The sequence below is a fragment of the Parabacteroides sp. PM6-13 genome, from assembly GCF_029892605.1.
Lineage (GTDB): Bacteria > Bacteroidota > Bacteroidia > Bacteroidales > Tannerellaceae > QVMG01.
This window is the reverse complement of the sequence record NZ_JARXWF010000006.1, coordinates 189,996-213,298: the sequence shown is the minus strand read 5'-3', so window position 1 is coordinate 213,298 and position 23,303 is coordinate 189,996. Positions and strand designations below refer to the sequence as shown.

Here is a 23,303-nt window from a genome sequence, read left to right as displayed (position 1 = left end):
TTGTTAAAACAGCCTTATCATTTCTTAACCTTTTGCTTGAAAAAGATCTTACTAATAAGTTTCTTGGCTCCTTTGATTCCCCAAGTCAATAGGAATGGCTGTGCCATCTTGAATGCGGCGGAAAAAAGTCCGCTATTTCCCAACACGTTTGTGACGTCGCCTATAGCCGGATTGGCTATGGAAGTCTGTTGATTCGATGAGGGGTTGCGTTTGGTTTTCCCCGGAAGCAGGGCGGATGCAGCACTGGCAATGATCAGCCGTCCTGCATTCTCATGCAAATATTTCAGCTCATCATTTATTTTATGCGTCTGTATATCCGTTTCCCGCTTTATGGATAGCTTTCTTTCACGAAGCTGTTCCAGGGGTGTCTTCTGCACTGCCTTCATAGATTGTTTCACTCGTTTGTGCCGGTTCATTCTCTTCGTCGTCCAGGGCAGCAATGATGCTGTTGGTGAGTTTTCCGGTGAACCATTTCTTATTCATAATTAAGATTCCGATAACAAGAAGGTAAATTCCTCCTACGATAGCAATACCTGCACTGGTAGAGTTGAGCCATTCTCCGATCTGAAACCCTAAGGCCAGAAAGATGAAAAAGGCGGCAAAAATACCAAGCACAACCAATGCTAATACATAGGAGAGTGAGGAAATCCATTTCCCCGCTCTCTCATATGCTGTTAGTTTCAGGAATTCGACTTTTAGTTCTACAAACGCTGTCAGATCATCTTTCAGCTCTGTGAAAACTTGTCCTAAATCTTTATCCATAAACTGATGTTATTCTTCTACTGCTCCTGTTTTCAGCACTTCATCTTTATAATTCTTTGCTGTTTTCAACGCTTCCTGTCCGGATTCTTTTGCTTTAGCCACGGCTACATTGAATCCTTCTTTTGCTTTTCCGGCCATATCTTTCAGTTCTTCCAACAGCTCTTCGCCTTTATCGGAACCTACTAAATAACCCACAGCAGCACCTACAGCTACACCAATGGCAAGGCCAATTAATAATTTTGAATCTGAACCTTTCATAATCTCAATGCTTTTAATGTTTATAATCTATATATTCATAACGCTTTTAACGCTGTTATAGTTTAAAGAAATCTGCTCTTTTAGTGTTAAAAGACTTTAACCTTTCACTTTTACAGCGACCCAGTTATTCTTTTCCGTAAAAGAGATGATTTCCATACGCTGCTGTTTGCAGGCTTCCTCTATAATAGGTATGTCCTCTTGGTAGAATCCGCTCATATAGAGTGTGCCACCCGGTTTCAGGTGTTGCGCATACGTGGGGATGTCCTGCAAGAGGATATTGCGGTTGATATTGGCGAAAATCAGATCGAAAGGTGGATAGTCGGCAATCAATTCGGCACCTCCGCAGGCTACCTCAATCTCTTCCTTATTATTCAGGCGGATATTTTCCAATGCATTCTTAAATGCCCATTCGTCGATATCGATCGCTGTCACCTTCTGTGCTCCTTTCATGGCGGCCAGAATCGCCAGGACTGCCGTGCCGCATCCCATATCCAATACCTCTTTTCCGGCGAAGTCTATCCCGAGAATCTCTTTGATCATCAGATAGGTCGTCTCATGATTGCCGGTGCCGAAGGCCATTTTTGGGTCGATCACAATTGTATAGGTAAAGCCGGGCTCCTCTTCATGGAAAGAGGCTCGTATCAGGCAATCCTGATCGATGCGAATCGGTTTGAAATAGTTTTTCTCCCATTCTTCGTTCCAGTCCCGGTCTTTGATCAATGCCTCTTCGATATGAAAGGTGACATCGACAAGCGGGAAGGAGTGGAGCTGGTTTTGCAATGCCTCTTTATCATATAGATTCTCTTTGATATAAGCAAGCAGCCCTTTATCCGTTTCCGTAAAGCTGTCAAAGCCGATCTCGCCTAATTCTGAGGCTAATACATCGTAAATGATATCTTGGGGAAGAGAGCTTGTATGGGTAATCGTCAGTTCGTAATAATTCATATGGTTTGTATATCAAGTTTCAGGTGGGTAAATATACAATTAAATTATGGTTTACAAACGTTGAAAAAACAAATTCACTCCGCCGATTGGTTTATTTCCTGGATGTAGTTCCACAGTTTGCGATAGAAGGTATGCTTGGTGAGTGTTTGGGCATCGCCCAGAATGATCAGTTTCATTCGGGCACGGGTGATGGCTACGTTCATGCGGCGTAGGTCGTGAAGGAAACCAATCTGCCCCGTTTCGTTGGCGCGTACCAGGCTGATCAGGATCACATCGCGCTCCTGTCCCTGGAATCCGTCTACGGTATGGATGCTGATCAGTCGTTTGTAGGGTTTGAAAAAAGAGTCCTGGTTGAGGCGTTGGCGCAGGTAATAGACTTGTGCTTTATAGGGTGAGATCAGTCCGAAATCGATGTTCTCTTCCAGGATGCGGTCTCTCCCGATTTTTTCCAGGTAGGCTTTGAGCTCGGCAATCAATAATTGTGCCTCTTGTTTGTTTACGCGGCTCATGCTTCCCGAGCGCACCTCTTCGGTGAAATCCATCTCCGAGGTATCGATCCAGTTGATAGGTTGATCGTATTGCAGAATGCCACGCTCTTTCACCTCCGGGGCTGCCACCAGCCGGTCGTGGTAGAACCATTGCGAAGGGAATTTCATAATCGCCTGGTGCATGCGGTATTGCATGGTGAGCAGGGAGACCGATTGGGGTTTGTGGCTAACAATCTTCTCCATCAGGGTGAAGTCGAGCCCGTCACGGGCGGCTTCGGGACATTTGATGGTGGGTGGAAGCTGTTGGTGGTCGCCGGCGAGGATTACCCGGTCGGCCTTGCCGATCGCGATCCAGCAGGCGGGTTCCAATGCCTGTGTGGCTTCATCGATGAAGAGGGTGGTGAAGTGGCGGTTCAGCATTAGGCGATGGTCGGAACCAACCAGGGTGCTGGCCACTACGCGCGCCTCCTCGAATAATTCCATATCGATTTTTACTTCCAGCTCTGTCACGCGGAAGCGCATGCGGGATAGGCGGTTGCGAATGGTGTCTCCACTGCTTCCGCTCTTACGCGATGCCGACTGTAAGGCACGAATATTCCTCCGCAAACTCCATAATTCCGGATAATCGGGATGTGCCTCGAAGCGACGCTCGTAGGTGAATGAAAGCATTTTTTCGTTTACCCGTGTCGGGTTTCCGATGCGAAGCACGTTGACGCCCCGGTCGACCAGCTTCTCTGAGATCCAGTCGACTGCCGCGTTACTCTGGGCGCAGACCAATACCTGGTTCTCCCGGCGTAGCGTTTCATAAATGGCTTCGACTAAGGTGGTCGTTTTTCCTGTGCCCGGCGGACCATGTACCACCGCGACATCTTTGGCCTCCAATACTTTGTTGACGGCGCTTTCCTGCGACGGATTCAGCCAGGGGAAGCGGGTAGGGAAGAGGGAGCGGGTGGAGGGCATTTGTTTGCCGATCAGTTTCTCGCGCAATTCGGCAAGCCGGCCGGTGTTTGTTTTCATCACCCGGGTCAGGGCTTCAAACATGACCCGGTAGCTGGTCTCATCAAAATAGAGCTGAATACCCAGATCCATTCTTCCCTGCACCTCGGCTAAGGCGGCAGCCGATGGCAGGACAACCACCATATACTCGTCGCCGACATAACTGACCGTCGCGGTAAAAGTGAGGTATTGCATCTCACCGCTCAGCGAGGTGTTGAAAAAGACAATCGGACGGCCGGGTTCAAAATTATGCTCGGTCTCGAAGTCTGAGCGCCGCTCAACGACAACGACAAGCTGATTCAGGGAGTTGTAATAACTCCTGCCCGGCGCGACAGGATACCAGCACAGGCCTTGCTGGATCTTCCTTTCGACACCGATACGCTCTGCCTGCAGGCGATAGTTCTCTTTCTCGTAGGCATACTCCAACTGAAGCAGATCATACTGTTTCTGCAGATCGGCCAAAGCAGAGGCAGGGGGTTGTCTCATCTGAAACAGGGCACTAATCGAGTGTTTCTATTTCTTTCAGCCACATGGTGGAGGCCGCATCGCTTGGCATGCGCCAGTCACTGCGTGGTGAAAAGCTGATATTCCCGACTTTGGGTCCGTCGGGCAGGCAGTTACGCTTGTATTGCTGTTGGAAGAAACGGCGATAGAAGGTATATAGCCACTTCTTGATGGTTGCTTTGTCGTAGATGCCGTCGAAAGCCAGTTGCGCCAGGTAATATATTTTGGCAGGGCGGCTGCCGAACCGCATGCAGTAGTAAAGGAAGAAGTCGTGTAGTTCGTAGGGACCGACCAGGTCTTCCGTTTTCTGCAGGAGGTTCCCTTTCGCGTCGGCGGGTACTAACTCCGGACTAATAGGGGTGTCTACGATGTCAAGCAGGGTAAGGCGCGACGTTTCGTCGGCCCGGTTTTCCGCTATCCAAACGACAAGCGACTGAATCAATGTTTTGGGGATGCTTACATTGACATTATACATCGACATGTGGTCGCCATTATAGGTGGCCCAGCCCAACGCCAGTTCGGAGAGGTCGCCGGTACCAATCACCAGGCCGTTCACCTGGTTGGCGATATCCATCAGGATCTGTGTCCGTTCGCGTGCCTGGCTGTTCTCGTAGGTCACGTCGTGCACGGCAGGATCATGATCAATGTCTTTGAAATGTTGGGTGGTGGCCTCCCTAATCGGTATTTCCCTGATTGTCACACCTAAGGAACGCATCAGGCTGAGGGCATTGATATAGGTGCGGTCGGTGGTGCCGAATCCGGGCATGGTAATGCCTGTTATATTCGCCCGGGGGATTTGGAGCAGGTCGAATGTCATCACGGTGACCAACAGAGCCAGTGTCGAATCCAGTCCACCGGAGATCCCGATAACGGCCGTTTGTGCCTGGGTATGTTCCAACCGTTTGGCTAATCCGGCCACCTGTATTTGCAGTATCTCTTCACAATGTTCCGATAGCTTTTCGCCGCTTGGGCGGAATGGGTGCGGATTGATCTTACGTGTAAGCGCGACCGGCTGGTCCATATGGGGCAGAGAGGCCGGTACCTGCAACACTTCGATCCGTTCGAATCCGGTCAGTCCTTTGTTGAAATTGGTGTTTTCCATGCGGTCAAGAAGCAAATGATCAATATCGATCTCGCTGATAAGCAGTTCTCCATCGCGTTGGAAACGTTTGGCTTCAGCCAGGATGTTTCCATTTTCCGCAATCAGGGAGCTGCCGGCAAAGACAACGTCGGAGGTCGATTCGCCATAACCTGCCGTAGCATACACATAGCCAGCCAGGCAACGGGCGGATTGTTGTTTTACTAATTGCTTACGATATTGGTGTTTTCCGATCACCTCATTGCTGGCCGACGGGTTGACGATAATCGTTGCCCCGGCCATGGTCAGCCTGGAACTGGGAGGAATCGGCATCCATAAGTCTTCACAAATATCCACACAGAAAGAGACAGTTCCCGCCGTGAACAGCATATTTTCACTCATAGGATAGAGCTGCCCGGATATATTTATGGTGTTCCCCTGCAGGTCGGTAGCGGAGGTAAACCAGCGTTTCTCCTGAAATTCTTTGCCGTTGGGGAGATATGTCTTGGGCACTACGCCCAATATGCGTCCTTGCTGTATGCCTACACAGGCGTTGACTAAGCAATTCCCGCTTCGCAGAGGAAGGCTGACGAAGGTAAGCATGTCAATGTCTTTGGTGCTTTCTACTAATTGAACAAGCGCTTTTTCCGCCTCTTCGATCAGTGCCTGTTGCAAAAACAGATCCAGGCAGGTATACGCCGTAACAGATAATTCCGGAAAGACAATAGCCTGCACACCTTGTGCCGCTGCTTTTCGCATAAACACTTCTATCTGTTCGATATTATAAAAACAATCTGCCACCCTTACCGGTGGAGTAGCCGCGGCTACTTTAACGAATCCGTAGTTCATAATTCTTTGAGTCAAGGCTCAAAGATAAGTCTTTTTCAGCGATTGCCCATACAATAGACCAAGACAAAAAAAGAAGGTGAAACCCGCGGGCACCACCTTCTTTTTCTCTTTCTGTCTAAAATTATTAAATGTGAAAACGGTTATTTAATTGTAATAAAAATCTTTCAATTCATTTTGTAAACGTTGGCGGGCAACAAATATCCGGCTCTTTACCGTACCCATGGGAATGCCCATCATCTCGGATATTTCGTCGTATTTGTATCCGCTAATGAAAAGAGCAAAAGGGGTTTTCATATCTTCACTTAAGCCTTCGATGGCCCGGTTGATCTCGTGCATATCGATGTTTCCTTCCGGTGAATCAAAGCCTGAATGGTCGATGGAATCTACATTGTAGAGGTCGGCACCCGCTTCAACAATGGAGTGTGTACGGACGATACGGTTGTAATTGTTGATAAAAGTGTTACGCATAACGGTCATAACCCAGCCTTTGAAGTTTGTGTTGTCAACAAACTTATCCCGGTTGTCCAATACCTTCAGTGTCGTGTCTTGCAATAAATCCTGCGCATCTTCTTTGTTGGCAGTTAGTGAAAGAGCAAAACTGAACAAATTGTCTTGCAAACTAAGTAGTCTTGTCTGAAATTGTAAAGCAGTCATTGTTTAATCCTTTTTCGCTGTTATATTAAAACCTTATCTATTCGCTAAAATCGCTGATCGATATGCGAATGTAGGCAGGACGAAAAAAGAGAGAAACAATTTCTTTGAGAAAAAAGATACGAAATTGAAAGTAATTGACTTTTTAAGAAATAAAGCGGTTTTTGAACAGAATATTCAACCTGTTCAACTTGTAGAAAGTGATATTTTCAACAAAGTGATTACAATTTTCAAGAACCGCTTTTTTTACATCTTCTCACCATACGCCAGATCGCCGGCATCGCCCAGTCCGGGAACGATATAGGCATGCTCATTCAACTCGTCGTCGAGAGCGGCTACCCATACGGTAATGGGAAGATTCGGTAGTTTCTCTTGCAGGTAGTTTATCGCTTGCCGGCTGGCAATGGCCGAAGCGAAATGGATTTCAGCCGGTTCTCCTTTGGTGCGCAAGGCTTCGTAGGCCAATTCCATAGATGAGCCGGTGGCAAGCATCGGGTCGGTGATGACTAAGGTCTTCCCGGTTAAAGGGGGTGTGGCAATATATTCAATGTGGATGTCGAAGTTCAATCGATCCTTATATTTCCGGTAGGCGGAGACAAACGCGTTCTCAGCGTTATCCATATAATTCAGAAACCCTTGATGGAAAGGTATCCCTGCACGCAGAATGGTGGCTAAAACAGTATGGTTGTCCGGCAAAAAGGTCGGTGCCGTTCCTAAAGGTGTCTGAACGTTCCGCAGTGTGTACGAAAAGGTTTTGCTTATCTCATAAGCCATTATCTCTCCGATACGCTCCAGATTCCGTCGGAAACGCATACTGTCTCCTTGTATAGAGGTATCCCGCAGTTCGGCAACAAAACGATTCAAAATAGAGTTCGGCGCGTTTAGATTAATGATCTTCATATACTTTTTTTGAATCAAAAGTAGTCATTACATCTTTTGTCGCCAATAGTTAGGGGAAAAAATGATGAGGATATGACCGCGCCTAGCTATTCATCGCTTCAAGCAGGAACTTGCCGGGTTTGAATTTTACGGTTGTACGCGGCTTGATCATCACGGGGGTTCCTGTTTTAGGATTCCTGGCGAGGCGGCTACTCTGCGGCCTTGGCAGGAGTGTGCCAAATCCTATCAAAACGATTTCTTCCTTTCTGCTCATACATTCTGTTACGATTTCCATGTATGCTTCCAAGGCCTTTTTGGCATCTGTCTTAGATAAATCAGCTTTTTGAGCTAATACATCGATTAATTCTTTCTTGTTCATGATAGTTAATGTTTTTGATTAATAGACTTCTACAAATATAATGTTTTCAAGGAGGGTAAATGGGTCTATCACACGCATTTGTATTTGTCTGGAAAGGTGTATTGTATAAAAATGAACAATAATTGTTTCAAAAAGCGGCATCGCATTGGTTTTTTCTCTACTTTAGTTGCGATATTTGAAAACGTCTAAACCCAGGATAAAGATGAAGGCAGATCTTAATAGTGAATTGATAGAGGCAGTAAAAGAAAAAATGTTGGATGATCGAAGTGTGCTTCATATTTTGATGGAGACTTTATCGATAGGGAAGGAGGCTGCTTATCGTCGGATTCGGGGCGATGTCCCTTTCACATTCTATGAAGTGGTGCTTATAGCCAAAGCGATGGGATTGTCGCTCGATGAAATTGCCGGAAATTCGGTCTCCCACGGAGCCATGTTTTCTTACAATCTGCAAAAGGAAGAGGCTCCTTTCGATTATATTTATGGTATTCTTCGAGGCTATTACAATCTTTATCTGTATGTGCGGGACACCCCTTCGGGAAGAGTAAGCAATGCTTCAGGTAACTTGCCGTTTGTCTATTATTTGCAATATAAGACGTTGACGAAGTTTCGTTTGTGTAGCTGGCTGCATCAGACGCATGGCACTAAAAGTATGCCCAAGATGAGTGCCGTAACCTTTCCGGATAATCTCACGGAGATTCTTCGCCAGGCATCACATATGCACCGGGAGGTGGCACATACGACCCTGTTGTGGGATAAGAATATTTTTTCAACCATAATCGAAGATATTCGTTTCTTCTCGGAGATGGGATTGGTTTCGGACGAGGAGGTTCGGCTGATGAAAGAGGAACTGAATAGCCTGATCGATGAGATCGAAGAGATCGCTTATAATGGGAAATATGCGAATGGGAATGCGGTGGATATCTATATTTCCAGTATTAACCTGGAGGCCTCTTATACACACGCGAGCAAGGAGAACTTTCAATTAAGTGCTTTTCATATGTTTGGCATCGACTTCATCCATTCGGAAAATCCGGAGATCTGTGAAGAGCAGAAAAAATGGATCGATTCATTGAAACGTTATGCTACACTCATCTCTCAATGTGGTGAAAAGGAGCGGTTGGCCTTCCTGAAAAAGCAGCGTGCCTCTATTGATTCTCTGTAAATTTTATATAGCCGATTTTCGTGTATTTCGTGTTGTGGGATTCTATATGCTTTAAGATTTTTGCCGAAGCAATAGACAATTTTTCATTTTTCTGATAGGAATGAGTGCCGGGTGAAAGTGTTTTGGAGGTAAGGCTTCTGTCTTTGGCCTTAACGGTCAACAAAAAATAATTACCGGCCGAATCGGTTGCCGTCAGCAACTGGTCGACATAGAAATACTCCACGCCGTCGACAAGGTCGGTTTTGTAGAAATCATCTTCAATACGCACTTTGGTAATAGTCAGCTCCAGGTTTTCCAGTTTTTCTCCCGGCCTGCCCGCGAAATGTCCAGCGATTGATTTGTATTTTTTCTTGGTTTGAAGATCCAGAAATACTTTGTTGTAGGTTCTGGCTAACTCCTTGAAGCGGCGTTCGCTTTTTGTTTTCGCTTCATATTTGTCGGCAATCCAGTTTATATAGCGAGGGTCGATCTGGTATATTGATTGAAGGTGGTGTCCTCGGTATTTGCCAAATAGGACAATATCATCACCCTGATAGGAGGTGGAATCGATCTCTTCTTTCAATTCCAGCGGCAACAGGGAGTTGGCCATGGTACGCATGGCTTTTCGGACAGACGAGAGGGCGTCCAGCTCCAGGTTATATAAATAAATGAAAGGATGATGTTCCGCGTCCGGATTATAGAACCAAAGTGTATAATAGAGCGATTTATTGGTCGGATACAACACAATGTAATACCCCTTGTCCGGAAATCTTCTTTGATTGAAATCATGAAGCTTGCCATGGATAATAGGTAATAACTCGTCCGGTATGTAAGGTGAATAATGGCTCATTCGCTAATTATATTATTTATCCACCCCCGTACTTTTTTCCAGGCGTGTGTGTCAAACAGGCTGGTATACTTCTTATACCTACCAAGTAGGAATTTCATTATAACAAAGATAGTATTTTTATTGATTGGTTAATGGTGAGCCGACTTACTTAAAAAAAACTACTTGATTGGGTAAGTGTCTTCCTATTCCGATCGGTCCCTATTAGCAGTCCGATCGCTCCCTATTTGCAACGGAATCACAGGCTATTAACGACGGCATCGCTGCCTATTAGCGATTGCGATGTTGAAATAATAGCGAAAACTTGGGGATGAAAGGATAATTCCTCCATTTAAGTTGGTAAATAATTTACGATTTGCTATTTTTGCCGCAAGAATGATTCTCGGTTGTATAGAATAGTGTAGACTAATTGCCATAGTGAGTTTATTTTGATTGTTGTTGAGTAGGCCTTAGTCGTTGTTGAGCTTATAGTAAGCCATAGTTTTAATATTTGACCTATAGTTACGGAAACAAAGTAATTAACCTGGATATAATAAGAAGAAAAAGCATGATAAAGAAAAGAAAAGACCTTCAGCCCGCAGACCCGCTGGTCGATTATGCTAAATATCAGATGATCTCAAATACATTCCAGCTTGGATGGTGGGAAATGGATCTGGCAGAGGAAATTTTTACCTGCTCCCTCTCTGTTGCTCATTTGCTGGACTTGAATAGCATGACCATTGGTATGTCAGACTTCTTTGAACTGATCCGAGAAGATTATCGGCAGCGAATTATCGACTTACTACTCTCTGCCGTACCGGAGGAGATTGAACAGCACACCTTTCCAGCTCGGGTGGATGGGGAGATTGTTTGGCTTTCTATGCGTTTTCAGGCGGTTGCCGGTCAGAAGGTGATGGGGGTATTATCGACTGCCACAGAGTCGGAAAAGAAGCACTTCCAAGAGGAGGCACAAGGTATGGTGAAGAACTTTATCTACCAGTTGAACGGTATCTCCAGTTCTTTATTCTCCTTCCTCGAAAAGGATAGCTTTGATCAGATGGTTAACCATATACTCCACTCCTTTATGACCCACTTCAATGCAGAAAGGAGTTATCTTATGACTTTAGACCGGGAGAAGCAAACCTCGACCTGCGTCTACGAGGTGGTCAGCCGTCCGGGGCTGGAGGAGATCGATATTCTGGGCAATGTGCCTTATGAAGCCGACGACTGGTGGTTTCAGGAGTTGTTCGCACTTCGCCCGGTTATACTCTCGAAGCTCGACGACCTGCCCCCGGGTAATGAATCCTACCGGAAACTGCTGGGGGTGCAAAACATCCAGTCGTTGTTGGTAGTGCCCCTTGTTTCGTCCGATAAAGAGGTGTGGGGTTTTGCCGGTATCGACCTGGTCGATACGCAGCGCAACTGGACGACGGAAGATATTCAATGGTTTTCGGCATTGATGAACATCATCAATATTTGTATCGAGCTTCAGAAATCGAAAATCGAGATAGAGGCCGACAAAGAATACCTGCAAAAGCTTCATAAATATATGCCCATCGGTTTCGTTTCTGAACGGATCATCTACGACGAGGCGGGCAAACCGGTTGATTTCGTTTACCTCGACTTTAACCAAGAGATGGAGAAGATCGTCGGAATGCCCTTGGGGCATATGATCGGACGCAAAGGATCAGAAGCGAATACTTTCGGCGACTTCGAACTGATGCGAGAGGTGATCAATATCGACACCCCTATCGAGGTCGATGTCCCTTTGTTGCAGTATGGTAAGTATTGCCGGGCCATCCGCTTTTCGATACGTAAAGATGAGGTGATCTCGTTGGTGATGGACATTACCGATATACACGAGGCACACAAATCTATGGAGAAGACGATCTATTCCAATATGCCTGTCAATATTGAGTTATACGATAAGGATGGCTATCTGATTTATCTGAATGAAGCGGATCAGCAGTTTCTGGAGGTCGACAATGTCAGTTCGGTGTTGGGAATCAATATTCACGATCACCCCACCCTCCCCAAAGAGGTTATGCAAAAGGTGAGCCAGGGCGAAAAGCTCAATTTTAACTTTAAAGTTGATCTGAGTACAACAGGTGATTATTACCGGAAAACCTTTTCGCCTAAAATGAGAGACATGATGGTGAAGGTTGTCCCCATCTTTGATGAGTCGCAGACGATACAGAACTACCTGTTTATATCGATCGACAATACCGAGACTACCAATGCCTACCAACGCATACAAGAGTTTGAAGATTATTTCTTGACGGTGGCCAATATGGCTAAGATCGGTTATTGCCGCTTGAACCTCACTACCAGGGAAGGCTACGGGACGGGTCAGTGGTTCATTAACCTGGGGAAGACGACTGATACGAAGATGACCGACAGCTTCGAGGAACGCTTCTGCAACCTGCACTACGAAGACTACCATATTATTGAGGACTTCTATATGAAGGCTAAAGAAGGAGTCATGATGAGCTTTGAGCGCGAGATGCGGGTGATGAAGGAGGGCGAGGTAGACAAATGGCTTAAGTCTACGTTTACCTCTAAGCAGAATCCGTTCAATGGACAGATCGAACTATCTGCTATCAGCGAAGATATTACCGACTTCAAGAATATGACCATCGCCAAAAACAGGGCCGAGGAGTTGAATCAGCTCAAGTCGGAGTTTATGGCTAATATGAGCCACGAGATACGTACCCCGCTCAATTCCATTATCGGTTTCTCCGACATCCTGGCGGAAATAGTTGAAGACAAGGAGCAAAAGAATTACCTCTCGATTATCCAACGCAACAATGAGCTGTTGATGAAGTTGGTTTCGGATATCCTTGACCTGTCGAAGATAGAGTCGGGAACTTATGTGTTTGAAAAGCGAAAAGAACATGTATGCAAGCTGTTCGGGGAGGTGATGCGCTCGTTTAACCATCGGGCCAATCCGGATGTGAAGATTAAAATGGATCCGATATCGGACGATTACCATATCAACACGGATGCGGACAGGGTGAAGCAGGTGTTACACAACTTTGTGGCTAACTCATTGAAGTTCACCCAACGCGGGACGATCAATCTCGGTTGCGAACACATTGGCAATGGCTACCTGCGGTTCTATGTGAAAGACACAGGTATCGGTATCCCCTCGGAGCATCTCGATACGGTGTTCGACCGCTTTGTGAAGCTCAATCCGTTTGTGCAGGGCACAGGCCTGGGGCTATCGATCTGCAAAAGCCTGGTGAAAGAGATGGGAGGGACGATAGGGGTCGACTCGGAGTCGGGCAAGGGATCCTGCTTCTGGTTTACCTTACCGATTAATTGAGAAAACGCCCGGCAACAGGGTGATGCCGGGCGCCTTATAGTTGTTTTTAGGTTAGCTGTTTGCCGCGAGGGTGTTTTTCTCCAATTCCAGGAGTTTTTTCTTCCTCCATAGGCCTCCGCCGTAGCCCGTGAGCGAACCATCGGCTCCGATGACCCGGTGGCAAGGCAGAATGATGGATATCTTATTCTTACCGTTGGCGTTAGCAACAGCCCGGACGGAGGAGGGTTTGCCGATCAGTTCGGCTTGCTTTCCATAATTTGTGGTGCAGCCGTAGGGTATCTTCAATAAAGCAAGCCAGACAGTTTTCTGAAACTCCGTGCCGACCAGGTCCAACGGAATATCAAACTCCTTGCGCTCTCCTTTGAAATATTCCTCTAACTGCTTACGAAGGGTGTCGAAATGCGGATTGACGCCTTGCACAAGCGGGGCTTTAAAGTGTTCGCCTACTTGGCGGAGCTCCAGGTCAATCAGTTTATAGTCGGCAAACTCGAACATACAGATTCCTTTTTCGGTTGCTGCGGCGATCATCAACCCTAATTCGGTCTCCATGTGAGTGATATGAACAAATGCTTGTTCCATGATTATTTGATTTTTATATGTGTATCAAATTTGTTATGCTTGTAAAAATACCTATAAAAAAACACCTGACAAAATGGTTTGCCAGGTGCTTTTTTTAGTTGGTGACTATTCAGAAGGATTAATACCTACAACTAACTTCATCTCCTGAATAACGAACAGTTTTAGTAACTATTTTCTTTTTATCATGCAACTCTATATGTACTGTGCGCACTTTTTCCATGTTGTCATACTCTCCGTTTCTTTTGGCAAGAGTGAACGTCCTTTTCTTATCATTCCATTTCAACTCAATCGTTGAATAATATCCTTGTTCGTAATTGTAGTTATCACCCTCGTCCTCATAGAGCGTAAAGCTCGCATCTTGTCCCGGATAGACTGAAATCGTAATATCTTTTCCACGTAGCTCTCCTGTATGCTGAACAACCGGTCCCATTGGTATAATTGAACCCTGGCGTACATACAATGGTATTTTATCAATAGAGGCATCCGCATCCACATATTGTCCGCCTTCATAACGCTCTCCTGTCCAGAAATCAATCCAATTTGTGCCTTTAGGTAAATACACATTTCGCTTCTTTTCTACTCCATGAAGAGCAACCGATTCCTTTTCGTAATACATAGGCGTTGTAACAGGACATACAAGAAAGGATGGACCAAACATAAATTGATTTTTTATGTCAAATACCTTAGTGTCATTTGGGAAGTCAAAGGCCAATAAACGGCTCATAGTATAATGATCATGACTCACCTTACCCGCAAGGGAATAAATGTAAGGAATTAACTGATAGCGCAAATGAATCATTTTTAATAGGCTGTCATAAAATGGCTCACCGGGTTCTCCAAAATTCCATATCTCACGTGGCGTATCTGTCCCATGGCTCCGGAAGATGGGTAGAAAAGTGGCATATTGGAACATGCGGGTATAAAACTCACGATAGCCTAAATCATTTACTCCCTGATTGAAATCTCCACACCAAAACCATTGTCTGGTCTTTTTTGTAAAGAAAGCACCTATATCTACTGTCCAGTAAGGGCATCCCGTAGCCATAAAATTCAATCCGGAAGGAATCTGTTGAGCAAAAGAGCTCCAGGACGCATGCGTATCCCCATTCCATGAGATAGTAGCATAACGTTGTTGCCCGGCATAACTTGAACGTGTTAGGTTTACCACACGTTTTTTGTCCGATGTCACCCGTTGATTTTCATACAAGCCTTTTGAATGATAAAGAGAAAAAGTGCTGCTGCGTTCTGCTCCCAATACATCGCTTAACAAAGCCAGGTTATTTTCCCAACGTTCCCGGTGATTATCCCACCCATAACCCTCTTTCATCATTTGCCAATCGGCATCAAGTGGTTCTGTACAATCACACCACCACGCATCAAATCCATTATTGAAGAACTCATTATCGGCATATTTCCAATAGTATTTGCGAGCTAATGGATTATAAGCATCATAGACAGAACGCTCCAGCATAAATCCCTTTTCCTTAAAATCATCCGTTTGTGGACAGCTTGTAGGGTTAGGCCATATCGAAATCATAAGTTTAGCATCCATTTGATGAACGGAATCAGCCAAATTAGCCGGATTTGGATAATATTTAGGATCCATCTTCAAATAGCCCCATCCCTGAGGCCAGTAGTTCCAATCCTGAACAATAACGTCCAACGGTACCTGGCGTTTACGGTATTCCGCTACCACATCCGTTACCTCTTTCGAACTTTTGTATCGTTCTTTTGATTGAATATATCCGAACATATAACGAGGCATCATGGGAGAGCTTCCTGTAAGTATACGATATTGCTTTATTACTTCATCCATAGTAGCCCCTTTCATGAAATAATAATCAATTTGTTTGGCTGCTTCTAATTCTATAAAACTGTCATCGTCTTTATCCGTATAAATCATACCACATCCCGCATCAAACAATAAGCCATATCCGGCAGTAGAGTTTAAAACCGGTACCATGGCTTTTAAATTATGCTGGCACAAATAAAGTTCTTTCCCTCTTAAATTCAGGTAATCTTCCATGTGCGAACCTAAGCCATATATGGCTTCATTATCTGCCCATTGGAAGTGATTACGAAACTTCCAACTGTATCCGATGGTATCACGACGAATGACATCCATCACTTCCTTTTCTCCGTCGGCAGTCTTTACTATTCGTTTGCTTTGTTCATCGTATGTCACTTTCTCTGTATAGATCTGCTCTCCTTCCCGGGGATTATCATTTTTTTCAGATAACAGTATTTGATTTGTTTTTGCATCCTTATAAATGATTGAATAGTCTTTCAAATCGACCTGTACAATCAGACTCTCAGATGACAACACTAAACTATTATCCATTTTTTGGGTTTGAAAGGGGACTTTTTCGACAGATCTATCAACGCAAACAATGGTTCCGTTTCCTAAAAAGTCAATCTCTTGGGTATATTGTACCCGCACAATTTCCGACGATACGAATTCTACGCGCAGAAGTCCCTTCGCTGTTTGAAATTGGGCGCCATTCTGTAAAGTAACATATGCCGGATTATTTCCGGCATAAGCAAAGAACGTGATCAAAAAGAAAGAGAATCCTGTCGTGATTTTTTTTAACCAGTTGTTTCTAAATAAAATACTTGTATTCATATTGTCGTTTGTTAGTTACTTCTTTACATCCAATCCTGGATTTTCTCTGTTATAAAGCAGATGTACAAATCTATGGGTAAAAAGAGAAAAAACACTTGTTCATTATCGATTAGTATTTGCACTTTATCGACTTTATAATTTGAGATATCGTTGATTCGAATAAGTTTGAAGGGGAATACACCTGGTCACTCGTATGAATTTGTTCTGTGTAAAATATATATGAAAAAGCACCTGACAAAATAGCTTGCCAGGTGCCTGTTTTTTTATTCTCACCCGCATGAGAATTTTTTCTCACGCGGGTGAGAATTTTTTTTAAGGCTCAAAAAGGGCGTGAGAAAAAAGCCTTAATCGGCTCCTCCTCCTAAGGCGTGATACAGGTTGATGACCGCCTGAATCTGTTCGAACCGGTCGGTTGCCATCGACATCTCGGCCTGAAGGAGTGACTGCCGGGCGGTCAATACATCCAGGTAGGTGGTCGAGGTGTGCGCCATCAATAATTCGGTTTGTGCCAATGCCTTGTCGAGCGATGCGATCTGGTTGCTGCGCCACTGCTGCTTGGCTTCGGCGGTCTGGTATTGCGTCAGGGCGTTATTAACCTCCATGCCGGCATTCAACAGGGTCTGCTGAAACGAAAGCTCAGCCTGCTCCTGTTGCGCTTTGGCGATTTTGACACGCCCACGATTGTATCCACCATTGAAAATAGGCTGTGCCAACGATCCTGTTGCGTTCAGTAATAATTTCCCGGGATTGATGATGGCAGAACCAACCGAGTTGGTCCAACCGGCTATGCCTCCTAACGTGATCGAAGGATAGAGCGAAGCCCGAGCGATGTTTGTCGCATAATAGGCTTGTATAAGCGTTTGTTCGGCTGCCCGCACATCCGGACGACGGGTCAACAGTTGCAAGGGAACACCCGTTGACAGTTCTGTTGGGAAACGCTGTTCGTCCAGGGTTCCGCGCACAATTGTTCCCGGCACCTCGGCCAGGACGGCGGAAAGTGAATTTTCGACCTCTTTGATCGAACGATTCAACTCCTCGACAGACGATTCGACCGAATACCAGGCCGCCTCCATCTGCGAAACCCCGACCTCGTTTGCCATACCCGCGTTTTTCATCGCTTTCATCACCCGCACGCTTTCTTTAAACTGAACAGCCGTCTCTTGGGCTATATCCAGTTGTTGATCGAGCATCAATAAGGTGTAATACTGTGTGGATATCGAAACAATCAATCCTGCCTGCACCGCCTGGCGGTAATCATCACTCTGTTCATACAATGATTTTGCCTGGCGTTTATTGTTGGTGATCCGGGCAAAGATATCGAGATCCCAACTGGCCACCAACGGAACGGAATAGCTCCACGCGCCTTTACTTTGATCGAAGCTGGCTACTCCACCGTTCGGCGCCAGATTGAACGACGGCAGGTAAGCCAATCGGGCTGTTTTCAGCGTCACCTCGGCCTGTTGCACCCGCAAATAGGCCGACTGCAGATCGGTGTTGTTCTTTAATCCCTGTTCAATCAATGCCTGCAAACAGGGATCGGTGAACAGTTCGCGCCACGGCATGGAAGCCAATGTCACGCTGTCTTCCGTTTCATAATCGGCGCCGTACAAGGCCTCGGTACGGATATTATCCGGTCTCGAATAGGGTTTGTACAGACTGCAACCGGTTAATAGGGCAACGCCTGATAGTATAATTATTTTTCGCATATTCATTTTTCTTCCTTTAATCGTTTCAATTCTTTCACCTCTTCGATCTCGGCTCCAACCATCCAGTCGGGTTTTTCATATTCCACCGGGCGGAACTTCTCCTGAATCCATTGGAAAATAATGAACAGAGAGGGCACCAGGAACAACATCACCAGGGTACCGATCAGCATACCGCCTACCGCGCCCGTGCCGAGCGAAGAGTTACCATTGGCGCCTACGCCACTGGCAAACATCAATGGAAGCATACCGAAAATCATCGTCAATGCTGTCATAAGAATAGGACGCAAGCGCACCTTGGCGGCGCCGATAGCGGCTTGTGTCAGGCTCATACCGGCTTTGCGCCGGGTGATGGCGTAGTCGGTGATCAGAATAGCGGTTTTGGCCAATAGCCCGATGAGCATAATGATCCCCGTTTGCAGGTAGATATTGTTTTCTAAGCCGAACAACTTCGCAAACAGGAAGCTCCCCATAAGTCCTGCAGGCACAGCCAAAATGATAGCCAGCGGCATGAATATACTCTCGTAAAACGCGCAGAGGATCAGGTATATCAATATGATACAGATGCCGAATACGACAAGCGAATTGTTCGATGTCTGGCTCTCTTCGCGCGTGATACCGGAGAATTCATAACTGTATCCACGCGGCAAAACGTTCGCGGCTACCTCTCCGATGGCGCGAATAGCGTCGCCCGACGAATAGCCGTCGGCAGCCGATCCGTTGACCGCTATCGAGTTATACATATTGAAACGGCTTAGCGTCTGTGGGCCATACACCTTAGTCAGGGTCACATATTCGCTCAATGGTGCCATCTGCCCGCCATCCATACGCACATAGGTGCGCTCCAGCGATGAAGGGTCGATACGATACTGCGGATCGGCCTGCAGCATGACACGGTAAACATGGGCGAAACGGTTGATATTCGAGACGTATGATCCACCATAATAACCGGCGATGGTCGAAAGCACTGTGGCCGGAGATACGCCGGCGCGTTTGCATTTGGCTGCGTCGACATCTACCATATATTGCGGATAGGCCGGATTAAAACTCGAATAGGCCATGGCAATCTCGGGGCGTTGGTTCAGCTCTCCGATGAACTGCTGCGTAATAGAGAAGAATTCGTTGAGATCACCATCGTTGCGATCTTGCAGGTGCATTTCGAACCCGTTGCTCACCCCGTATCCGGAGATCATCGGTGGTGAGAAAGCAAACACCTGCGCGTCTTTGATATCGGCCGTACGTTGTTGAATTTCGATCAACAGGGCGTTGACCTCGTCTTCTTTCTCTTTGCGCAGACTCCAGTTTTTCAGGCTGAGAATCAGCATCCCGTTGGAGGCTCCTTCGCCCGATAACAGGCTATATCCCGACACACTCGCGCATAATTTGATCTGCTCCATATCTTCGATGCGGCTGTAGATCTGCTGCATAAGGCGGTCTGTGTTTTGCAACGAACTACCCGGTGGCATATTGACATTCACCATAATCGTACCCATATCCTCATCGGGAACAAATCCTTTCTTGGTGTTCATCATCAATACCACCAACCCGGCGAACATTGCCAGAAGCAGTGTCCATGTCAGCCAGCGGCGACGAATAAAGAACAACACACCGTATTTGTAACGGTCGATCATGGCTGTGAACGAATGGTTGAACGCTTTCCGGAAACGATCCGAGAAGCCGTTCTTTTCCTGTCCGTCGGCTCCGATGTAAGGTTTCATCAACAAGGCGCACAGAGCCGGTGAAAGGGTTAGGGCGTTGACTGCCGAAATACCGACAGCCACAGCCATGGTGATACCGAACTGCGTATAGAAGATGCCCGAAGTGCCACCCATCATCGAAACGGGGATAAACACCGCCATGAAGACAAGCGTAGAGGTAATGATCGCTGCCGATACCCCACCCATAGCGTCGTTTGTGGCATGGTAGGACGATCGGTAGCCGATGTCGAAGCGTGCCTGTACGGCCTCAACGACGACAATGGCATTATCGACCACCGTCCCGATGGCCAATACCAACGCGAAAAGTGTCAATAGGTTGATAGTGAAGCCGGCGATAGCCAGGAATGCGAATGTTCCCACCAATGATACGATGATCGAAATAGAAGGAATAAGCGTTGCCCGAAAGTCTTGCAGGAAGAAATAGACCACCAGAACGACCAATAGGAAGGCGATGAACAGAGATAATACCACCTCTTGCATAGAAGCATACAGAAAGTCATTGACACTCATCAATGTATCGATCCGCATATCCTGCGGAAGCTCTTTGCGTGCCTCTTCGAGGAAAGCGTCGATCTCTTCCACAACCTGGGTGGCGTTAGATCCGGCGGTCTGGAATATCAGTGCCTGTGCTCCCGGGTGACCGTCGAGCTGCGAGATGTAGCCATACGACTCTGTACCGAGTTCTATATGCGAAACCTCCTTCAATCGAAGCAATTCGCCATTGGGAAGTGCTTTGATAATGATCTCGCCAAAGGCTTCCGGTGTCATCAAACGCCCGCGGTATTTCATCGTATATTCGAACGTCGAGCCGGAATTCTCACCAAACGAGCCGGTGGCCGCTTCTATGTTTTGCTCGGCAAGCACGCCTGCGATATCGTCGGGAATCAGTCCGTATTGCGCCATGGCTCCCGGATCGAACCAGATACGCATGGCGTAGCTGTCGGAAAGGAGTATCATATCGCCCACGCCCCGGATACGTTTGATCTGCGGTTCGATATTGAGCTTCATATAATTGGCCAGGAATTTCTGGTCGTAGGTGCCATTAGGGCTATGGATCGCGAGCACCTTCAGCATACTTGTCTGGCGTTTCACCACGGTCACCCCGATACGGGTCACCTCAGCCGGTAGCGATCCGGTGGCCTGCGACACCTTATTTTGCACATTTACCGCCGCCATATCGGGGTCGGTGCCCTGCCGGAAGTAGATGGTAATTGTCGCCGAACCATTGTTGGCCGAGCTCGATTGCATATAGTCCATATTCTCCACCCCGTTGATCGCCTCTTCCAAAGGGGCAACCACCGATTTCTGCATTGTTTCGGAACTGGCTCCGGGATAGGCGGCAACCACCATCACCGTGGGCGGCGCGATGTCGGGGTACTGCTCGATCGGCAGTGTGGTCAGGCCGATCAAACCACCAAGCAGGATGACAACAGAGATGACGCCCGCCATCACGGGGCGGTCGATAAATAATTTCAGATTCATATCGGTTTACTCCCTGTTTTCGTTTGTTTTTACTTTCACTTCGGCACCATCACGGAGCATACCGACCCCTTCGGCAACGATTACATCGCCCACGTTGAGCCCCGATGTTACAACATATTCCTTCCCATCGTCGGTCAGGGCTACCTCTATAGCGGCAGAACGGGTCTTGCCATCGACTACTTTATAGACAAAGATCTTGTCTTGCATTTCGAAGGTGGCCGAACAGGGCACTACCAGACCACCATGTACAGAGCGAGGCATAACCACCTTGCCCGAGGCGCCGCTATGCAACAGGCCTCCCTCGTTAGGGAACACGGCACGTGCCGAGACGCTTCCGGTAGATGGGTCGATGACGCCGCTGATTGTTTCTATATATCCTTTTTCGGTATACATTGTTCCATTATTGAGCTGCAAACCCACTTCCGGAAGGGATGCCAAGACCTCATCCATGGAACCGTGTTCCCGGGTCAGGTCGAATAACTGATTCTCGGTGAGTGAGAAGTAGACATACATTTGCGAATTGTCCGAAACGGTAGTCAGTGGCGTCGGAAGTGAAGGCGAAACTAAGGCTCCCTCGCGGAAAGGCAGGGTGCCGACCACACCATCCAACGGACTTTCTACCATCGTATAACGCAGGTTGTTTTGCGCTGTCACCTGTTGCGCCCGTGCCTGAGCCAGTTGGGCTTTCGCTGTGAGTAGTTGGTTCTGCGACGACTTGAGATCGAAGGCTGAAATGACCTGCTCATCAAATAACACCACACGACTGTCATAAACCAGTTGTGCCGTAGCTACGCCGGCTTCGGCCGCTTCTACATTGGCATTGGCCATGTGGAGTGCCTCCTGGAAAGGTACCTGGTCGATCATGAAAAGCGACTGCCCTTTGCGCACCCGTTGCCCCTCTTTGATATTTACTTTCGATATGGTTCCTGAGACTTGGGGATATATTGCTATATCCTGTCGTCCCTGGATGGATGCCGGATACCTGCCCGATAAGACCCTGTCGGCAGGTTGAAGTGTGAGTACGGCATACGAAGCCGTAACTGTTTGAACGGATGGTTGCTTACATCCGGACATTAAAAAACAGCAGACAATAGCTGCTGTACCAATTAATTTACGCATTTCTTTCTTTGATTGTTTTCGCCGGCAAAGGTACCGGTTCCCATCCCGAACAGTGGCGTTATAAAAAGTGCAAATTTGTTCAAAACGAGAACAAACTTTCTTATCTTTGTTCATTGTAAAACAAAGATGTCAGTAGCCCAACCCCATATCATTTCAGAAGAGAATCCCTTTATTGCCAGGGAAACTGATCTCCGCATTCTCCATAATCGCCCGCTGCGCCTGCATGGGGGTGGTATACTACTTTGTCAGAATGGGCATGCCGTGATCTCAATCGATACACAGCTTTACGATCTGCGAACCGATGCGCAGGTGATTCTTCTGCCCGGATCGGTGGTGATGATCGAAAGCGCGGATAGCGATTTCCGGGTCGTCTGTTTCTATTTCACCCGGCAACTGTTCGAGGAGGCGCACCGGCAATTCGATCCTACCTTTTTTCATCACCTGAAACACGCGCCGGTTTATTATCATTCTCCGGTATCGGCTATGCCAACCTTACATTTATTAAATCTTATCGTACTGGCTTATGCCGATATGTCGAACGACTACCGCACGGAGATTGCCAGCAACTACCTGCGGATTATTCTGCTGAATGTGTACGACAAGGTGCGGCGCAATGAGTTGCGGACGATGCCGGAAGAGTATACCCGCAAAGAGGATCTCTATCATCGTTTTATTCGCCTGATCCTGGAGAATTGCACGCGTCATAGGGATGTGGAGTTTTACGCGAATAAGCTTTGCATCTCGAAGCGTTATTTGGATACGGTAACCCGTGCAACCGTAGGTGAAGCACCCAAATATACCATCGATAAACACCTTATACAGGAGATCAAAACCCTATTGGCCTTTTCTGATATGCCCCTGCAACAGATGGCCGATTACCTGCATTTTCCCGACCAATCCTATCTCGGCCGTTATTTCAAACGACATACCGGACAATCATTATTGGCATACCGTTCCGCTTTATGAAATAGATTTCTGCTACGAAACATAAAGTTGTT

Annotated in this window: 18 protein-coding genes; 3 read left to right on the top strand and 15 right to left on the bottom strand. The window is 46.8% G+C overall.

All coding sequences use genetic code 11. The features are described from left to right. Positions 1-17 precede the first annotated feature (17 nt). From M2134_RS07920 to M2134_RS07880, 9 genes are all read right to left on the bottom strand, one after another. Positions 18-386 (bottom strand): hypothetical protein, encoded by a 369-nt coding sequence (locus M2134_RS07920; RefSeq protein WP_280751809.1) that lies wholly within the window; start codon positions 384-386, stop codon positions 18-20. Further along, entirely contained in the window at positions 346-762 is a 417-nt protein-coding gene (locus M2134_RS07915; RefSeq protein ID WP_280751810.1) for a phage holin family protein, read from the bottom strand. Before M2134_RS07915 ends, M2134_RS07920 begins: the two co-directional genes overlap by 41 nt. A 9-nt stretch (positions 763-771) precedes the next feature. Next, positions 772-1,020, bottom strand: a complete 249-nt coding sequence (locus M2134_RS07910; protein WP_280751811.1) for a YtxH domain-containing protein — start codon at positions 1,018-1,020, stop codon at positions 772-774. A gap of 96 nt (positions 1,021-1,116) precedes the next feature. Continuing rightward, on the bottom strand, positions 1,117-1,965 hold the full coding sequence (gene prmA, locus M2134_RS07905; protein ID WP_280751812.1) for a 50S ribosomal protein L11 methyltransferase: 849 nt from the start codon (positions 1,963-1,965) through the stop codon (positions 1,117-1,119). Between the two features lie 74 nt (positions 1,966-2,039). Further along, positions 2,040-3,935 carry an AAA domain-containing protein gene (locus M2134_RS07900; protein ID WP_280751813.1) on the bottom strand — a complete coding sequence of 632 codons (1,896 nt, stop codon included), beginning with the start codon at positions 3,933-3,935 and terminating at the stop codon, positions 2,040-2,042. Between the two features lie 13 nt (positions 3,936-3,948). Beyond that, complete coding sequence (locus tag M2134_RS07895) at positions 3,949-5,880, bottom strand: NAD(+) synthase (protein WP_280751814.1); 1,932 nt, start codon at positions 5,878-5,880, stop codon at positions 3,949-3,951. A gap of 144 nt (positions 5,881-6,024) precedes the next feature. Beyond that, on the bottom strand, positions 6,025-6,534 hold the full coding sequence (locus M2134_RS07890; RefSeq protein WP_280751815.1) for an RNA polymerase sigma factor: 510 nt from the start codon (positions 6,532-6,534) through the stop codon (positions 6,025-6,027). A 243-nt stretch (positions 6,535-6,777) separates the two neighbouring features. Then, positions 6,778-7,431 (bottom strand): uracil phosphoribosyltransferase, encoded by a 654-nt coding sequence (gene upp, locus M2134_RS07885; protein WP_280751816.1) that lies wholly within the window; start codon positions 7,429-7,431, stop codon positions 6,778-6,780. An 82-nt stretch (positions 7,432-7,513) separates the two neighbouring features. Then, positions 7,514-7,789, bottom strand: a complete 276-nt coding sequence (locus tag M2134_RS07880) for an HU family DNA-binding protein (RefSeq protein WP_280751817.1) — start codon at positions 7,787-7,789, stop codon at positions 7,514-7,516. A gap of 202 nt (positions 7,790-7,991) precedes the next feature. Between M2134_RS07880 and M2134_RS07875 the strand changes: the two genes are divergently transcribed. Next, positions 7,992-8,951, top strand: coding sequence for a hypothetical protein (locus M2134_RS07875; protein WP_280751818.1), 960 nt, complete (start codon positions 7,992-7,994; stop codon positions 8,949-8,951). Here M2134_RS07875 and M2134_RS07870 read toward each other — a convergent pair. After that, the gene (locus M2134_RS07870; RefSeq protein WP_280751819.1) at positions 8,935-9,780 is read right to left on the bottom strand and encodes a hypothetical protein; all 846 of its coding nucleotides are present in this window, start codon (positions 9,778-9,780) and stop codon (positions 8,935-8,937) included. The two genes, M2134_RS07875 and M2134_RS07870, sit on opposite strands and share 17 nt — an antisense overlap. A gap of 544 nt (positions 9,781-10,324) precedes the next feature. Here M2134_RS07870 and M2134_RS07865 point away from each other — a divergent pair. Beyond that, positions 10,325-13,081 carry an ATP-binding protein gene (locus M2134_RS07865; RefSeq protein WP_280751820.1) on the top strand — a complete coding sequence of 919 codons (2,757 nt, stop codon included), beginning with the start codon at positions 10,325-10,327 and terminating at the stop codon, positions 13,079-13,081. A 51-nt stretch (positions 13,082-13,132) separates the two neighbouring features. Here M2134_RS07865 and M2134_RS07860 read toward each other — a convergent pair whose 3' ends face one another. The 5 genes from M2134_RS07860 to M2134_RS07840 form a co-directional block, all read right to left on the bottom strand. Further along, on the bottom strand, positions 13,133-13,660 hold the full coding sequence (locus tag M2134_RS07860; RefSeq protein ID WP_280751821.1) for a methylated-DNA--[protein]-cysteine S-methyltransferase: 528 nt from the start codon (positions 13,658-13,660) through the stop codon (positions 13,133-13,135). A gap of 118 nt (positions 13,661-13,778) precedes the next feature. Continuing rightward, positions 13,779-16,283: a TIM-barrel domain-containing protein gene (locus tag M2134_RS07855; protein WP_280751822.1), complete on the bottom strand. Its 2,505-nt coding sequence runs from the start codon at positions 16,281-16,283 to the stop codon at positions 13,779-13,781. Between the two features lie 344 nt (positions 16,284-16,627). Further along, entirely contained in the window at positions 16,628-17,989 is a 1,362-nt protein-coding gene (locus M2134_RS07850) for an efflux transporter outer membrane subunit (protein ID WP_280751823.1), read from the bottom strand. 2 nt (positions 17,990-17,991) lie between these two features. Next, on the bottom strand, positions 17,992-21,186 hold the full coding sequence (locus M2134_RS07845) for an efflux RND transporter permease subunit (RefSeq protein WP_280751824.1): 3,195 nt from the start codon (positions 21,184-21,186) through the stop codon (positions 17,992-17,994). A 6-nt stretch (positions 21,187-21,192) separates the two neighbouring features. Further along, the gene (locus tag M2134_RS07840; protein WP_280751825.1) at positions 21,193-22,305 is read right to left on the bottom strand and encodes an efflux RND transporter periplasmic adaptor subunit; all 1,113 of its coding nucleotides are present in this window, start codon (positions 22,303-22,305) and stop codon (positions 21,193-21,195) included. Between the two features lie 126 nt (positions 22,306-22,431). On the opposite strand from M2134_RS07840, the gene M2134_RS07835 reads away from it, so the two are divergent. Further along, positions 22,432-23,271, top strand: a complete 840-nt coding sequence (locus tag M2134_RS07835; RefSeq protein WP_280751826.1) for an AraC family transcriptional regulator — start codon at positions 22,432-22,434, stop codon at positions 23,269-23,271. The last annotated feature ends 32 nt before the right edge of the window (positions 23,272-23,303 follow it).

Coding starts and splice junctions, on each gene's coding strand:
- M2134_RS07850 (WP_280751823.1), bottom strand. CDS start 17,989: ATGCGAAAAATAATTATACTATCAGGCGTTGCCCTATTAACCGGTTGC.
- M2134_RS07860 (WP_280751821.1), bottom strand. CDS start 13,660: ATGGAACAAGCATTTGTTCATATCACTCACATGGAGACCGAATTAGGG.
- M2134_RS07875 (WP_280751818.1), top strand. CDS start 7,992: ATGAAGGCAGATCTTAATAGTGAATTGATAGAGGCAGTAAAAGAAAAA.
- M2134_RS07880 (WP_280751817.1), bottom strand. CDS start 7,789: ATGAACAAGAAAGAATTAATCGATGTATTAGCTCAAAAAGCTGATTTA.
- M2134_RS07855 (WP_280751822.1), bottom strand. CDS start 16,283: ATGAATACAAGTATTTTATTTAGAAACAACTGGTTAAAAAAAATCACG.
- M2134_RS07910 (WP_280751811.1), bottom strand. CDS start 1,020: ATGAAAGGTTCAGATTCAAAATTATTAATTGGCCTTGCCATTGGTGTA.
- M2134_RS07890 (WP_280751815.1), bottom strand. CDS start 6,534: ATGACTGCTTTACAATTTCAGACAAGACTACTTAGTTTGCAAGACAAT.
- prmA (WP_280751812.1), bottom strand. CDS start 1,965: ATGAATTATTACGAACTGACGATTACCCATACAAGCTCTCTTCCCCAA.
- M2134_RS07865 (WP_280751820.1), top strand. CDS start 10,325: ATGATAAAGAAAAGAAAAGACCTTCAGCCCGCAGACCCGCTGGTCGAT.
- M2134_RS07920 (WP_280751809.1), bottom strand. CDS start 386: ATGAAGGCAGTGCAGAAGACACCCCTGGAACAGCTTCGTGAAAGAAAG.
- M2134_RS07845 (WP_280751824.1), bottom strand. CDS start 21,186: ATGAATCTGAAATTATTTATCGACCGCCCCGTGATGGCGGGCGTCATC.
- M2134_RS07895 (WP_280751814.1), bottom strand. CDS start 5,880: ATGAACTACGGATTCGTTAAAGTAGCCGCGGCTACTCCACCGGTAAGG.
- upp (WP_280751816.1), bottom strand. CDS start 7,431: ATGAAGATCATTAATCTAAACGCGCCGAACTCTATTTTGAATCGTTTT.
- M2134_RS07835 (WP_280751826.1), top strand. CDS start 22,432: ATGTCAGTAGCCCAACCCCATATCATTTCAGAAGAGAATCCCTTTATT.
- M2134_RS07840 (WP_280751825.1), bottom strand. CDS start 22,305: ATGCGTAAATTAATTGGTACAGCAGCTATTGTCTGCTGTTTTTTAATG.
- M2134_RS07900 (WP_280751813.1), bottom strand. CDS start 3,935: ATGAGACAACCCCCTGCCTCTGCTTTGGCCGATCTGCAGAAACAGTAT.
- M2134_RS07870 (WP_280751819.1), bottom strand. CDS start 9,780: ATGAGCCATTATTCACCTTACATACCGGACGAGTTATTACCTATTATC.
- M2134_RS07915 (WP_280751810.1), bottom strand. CDS start 762: ATGGATAAAGATTTAGGACAAGTTTTCACAGAGCTGAAAGATGATCTG.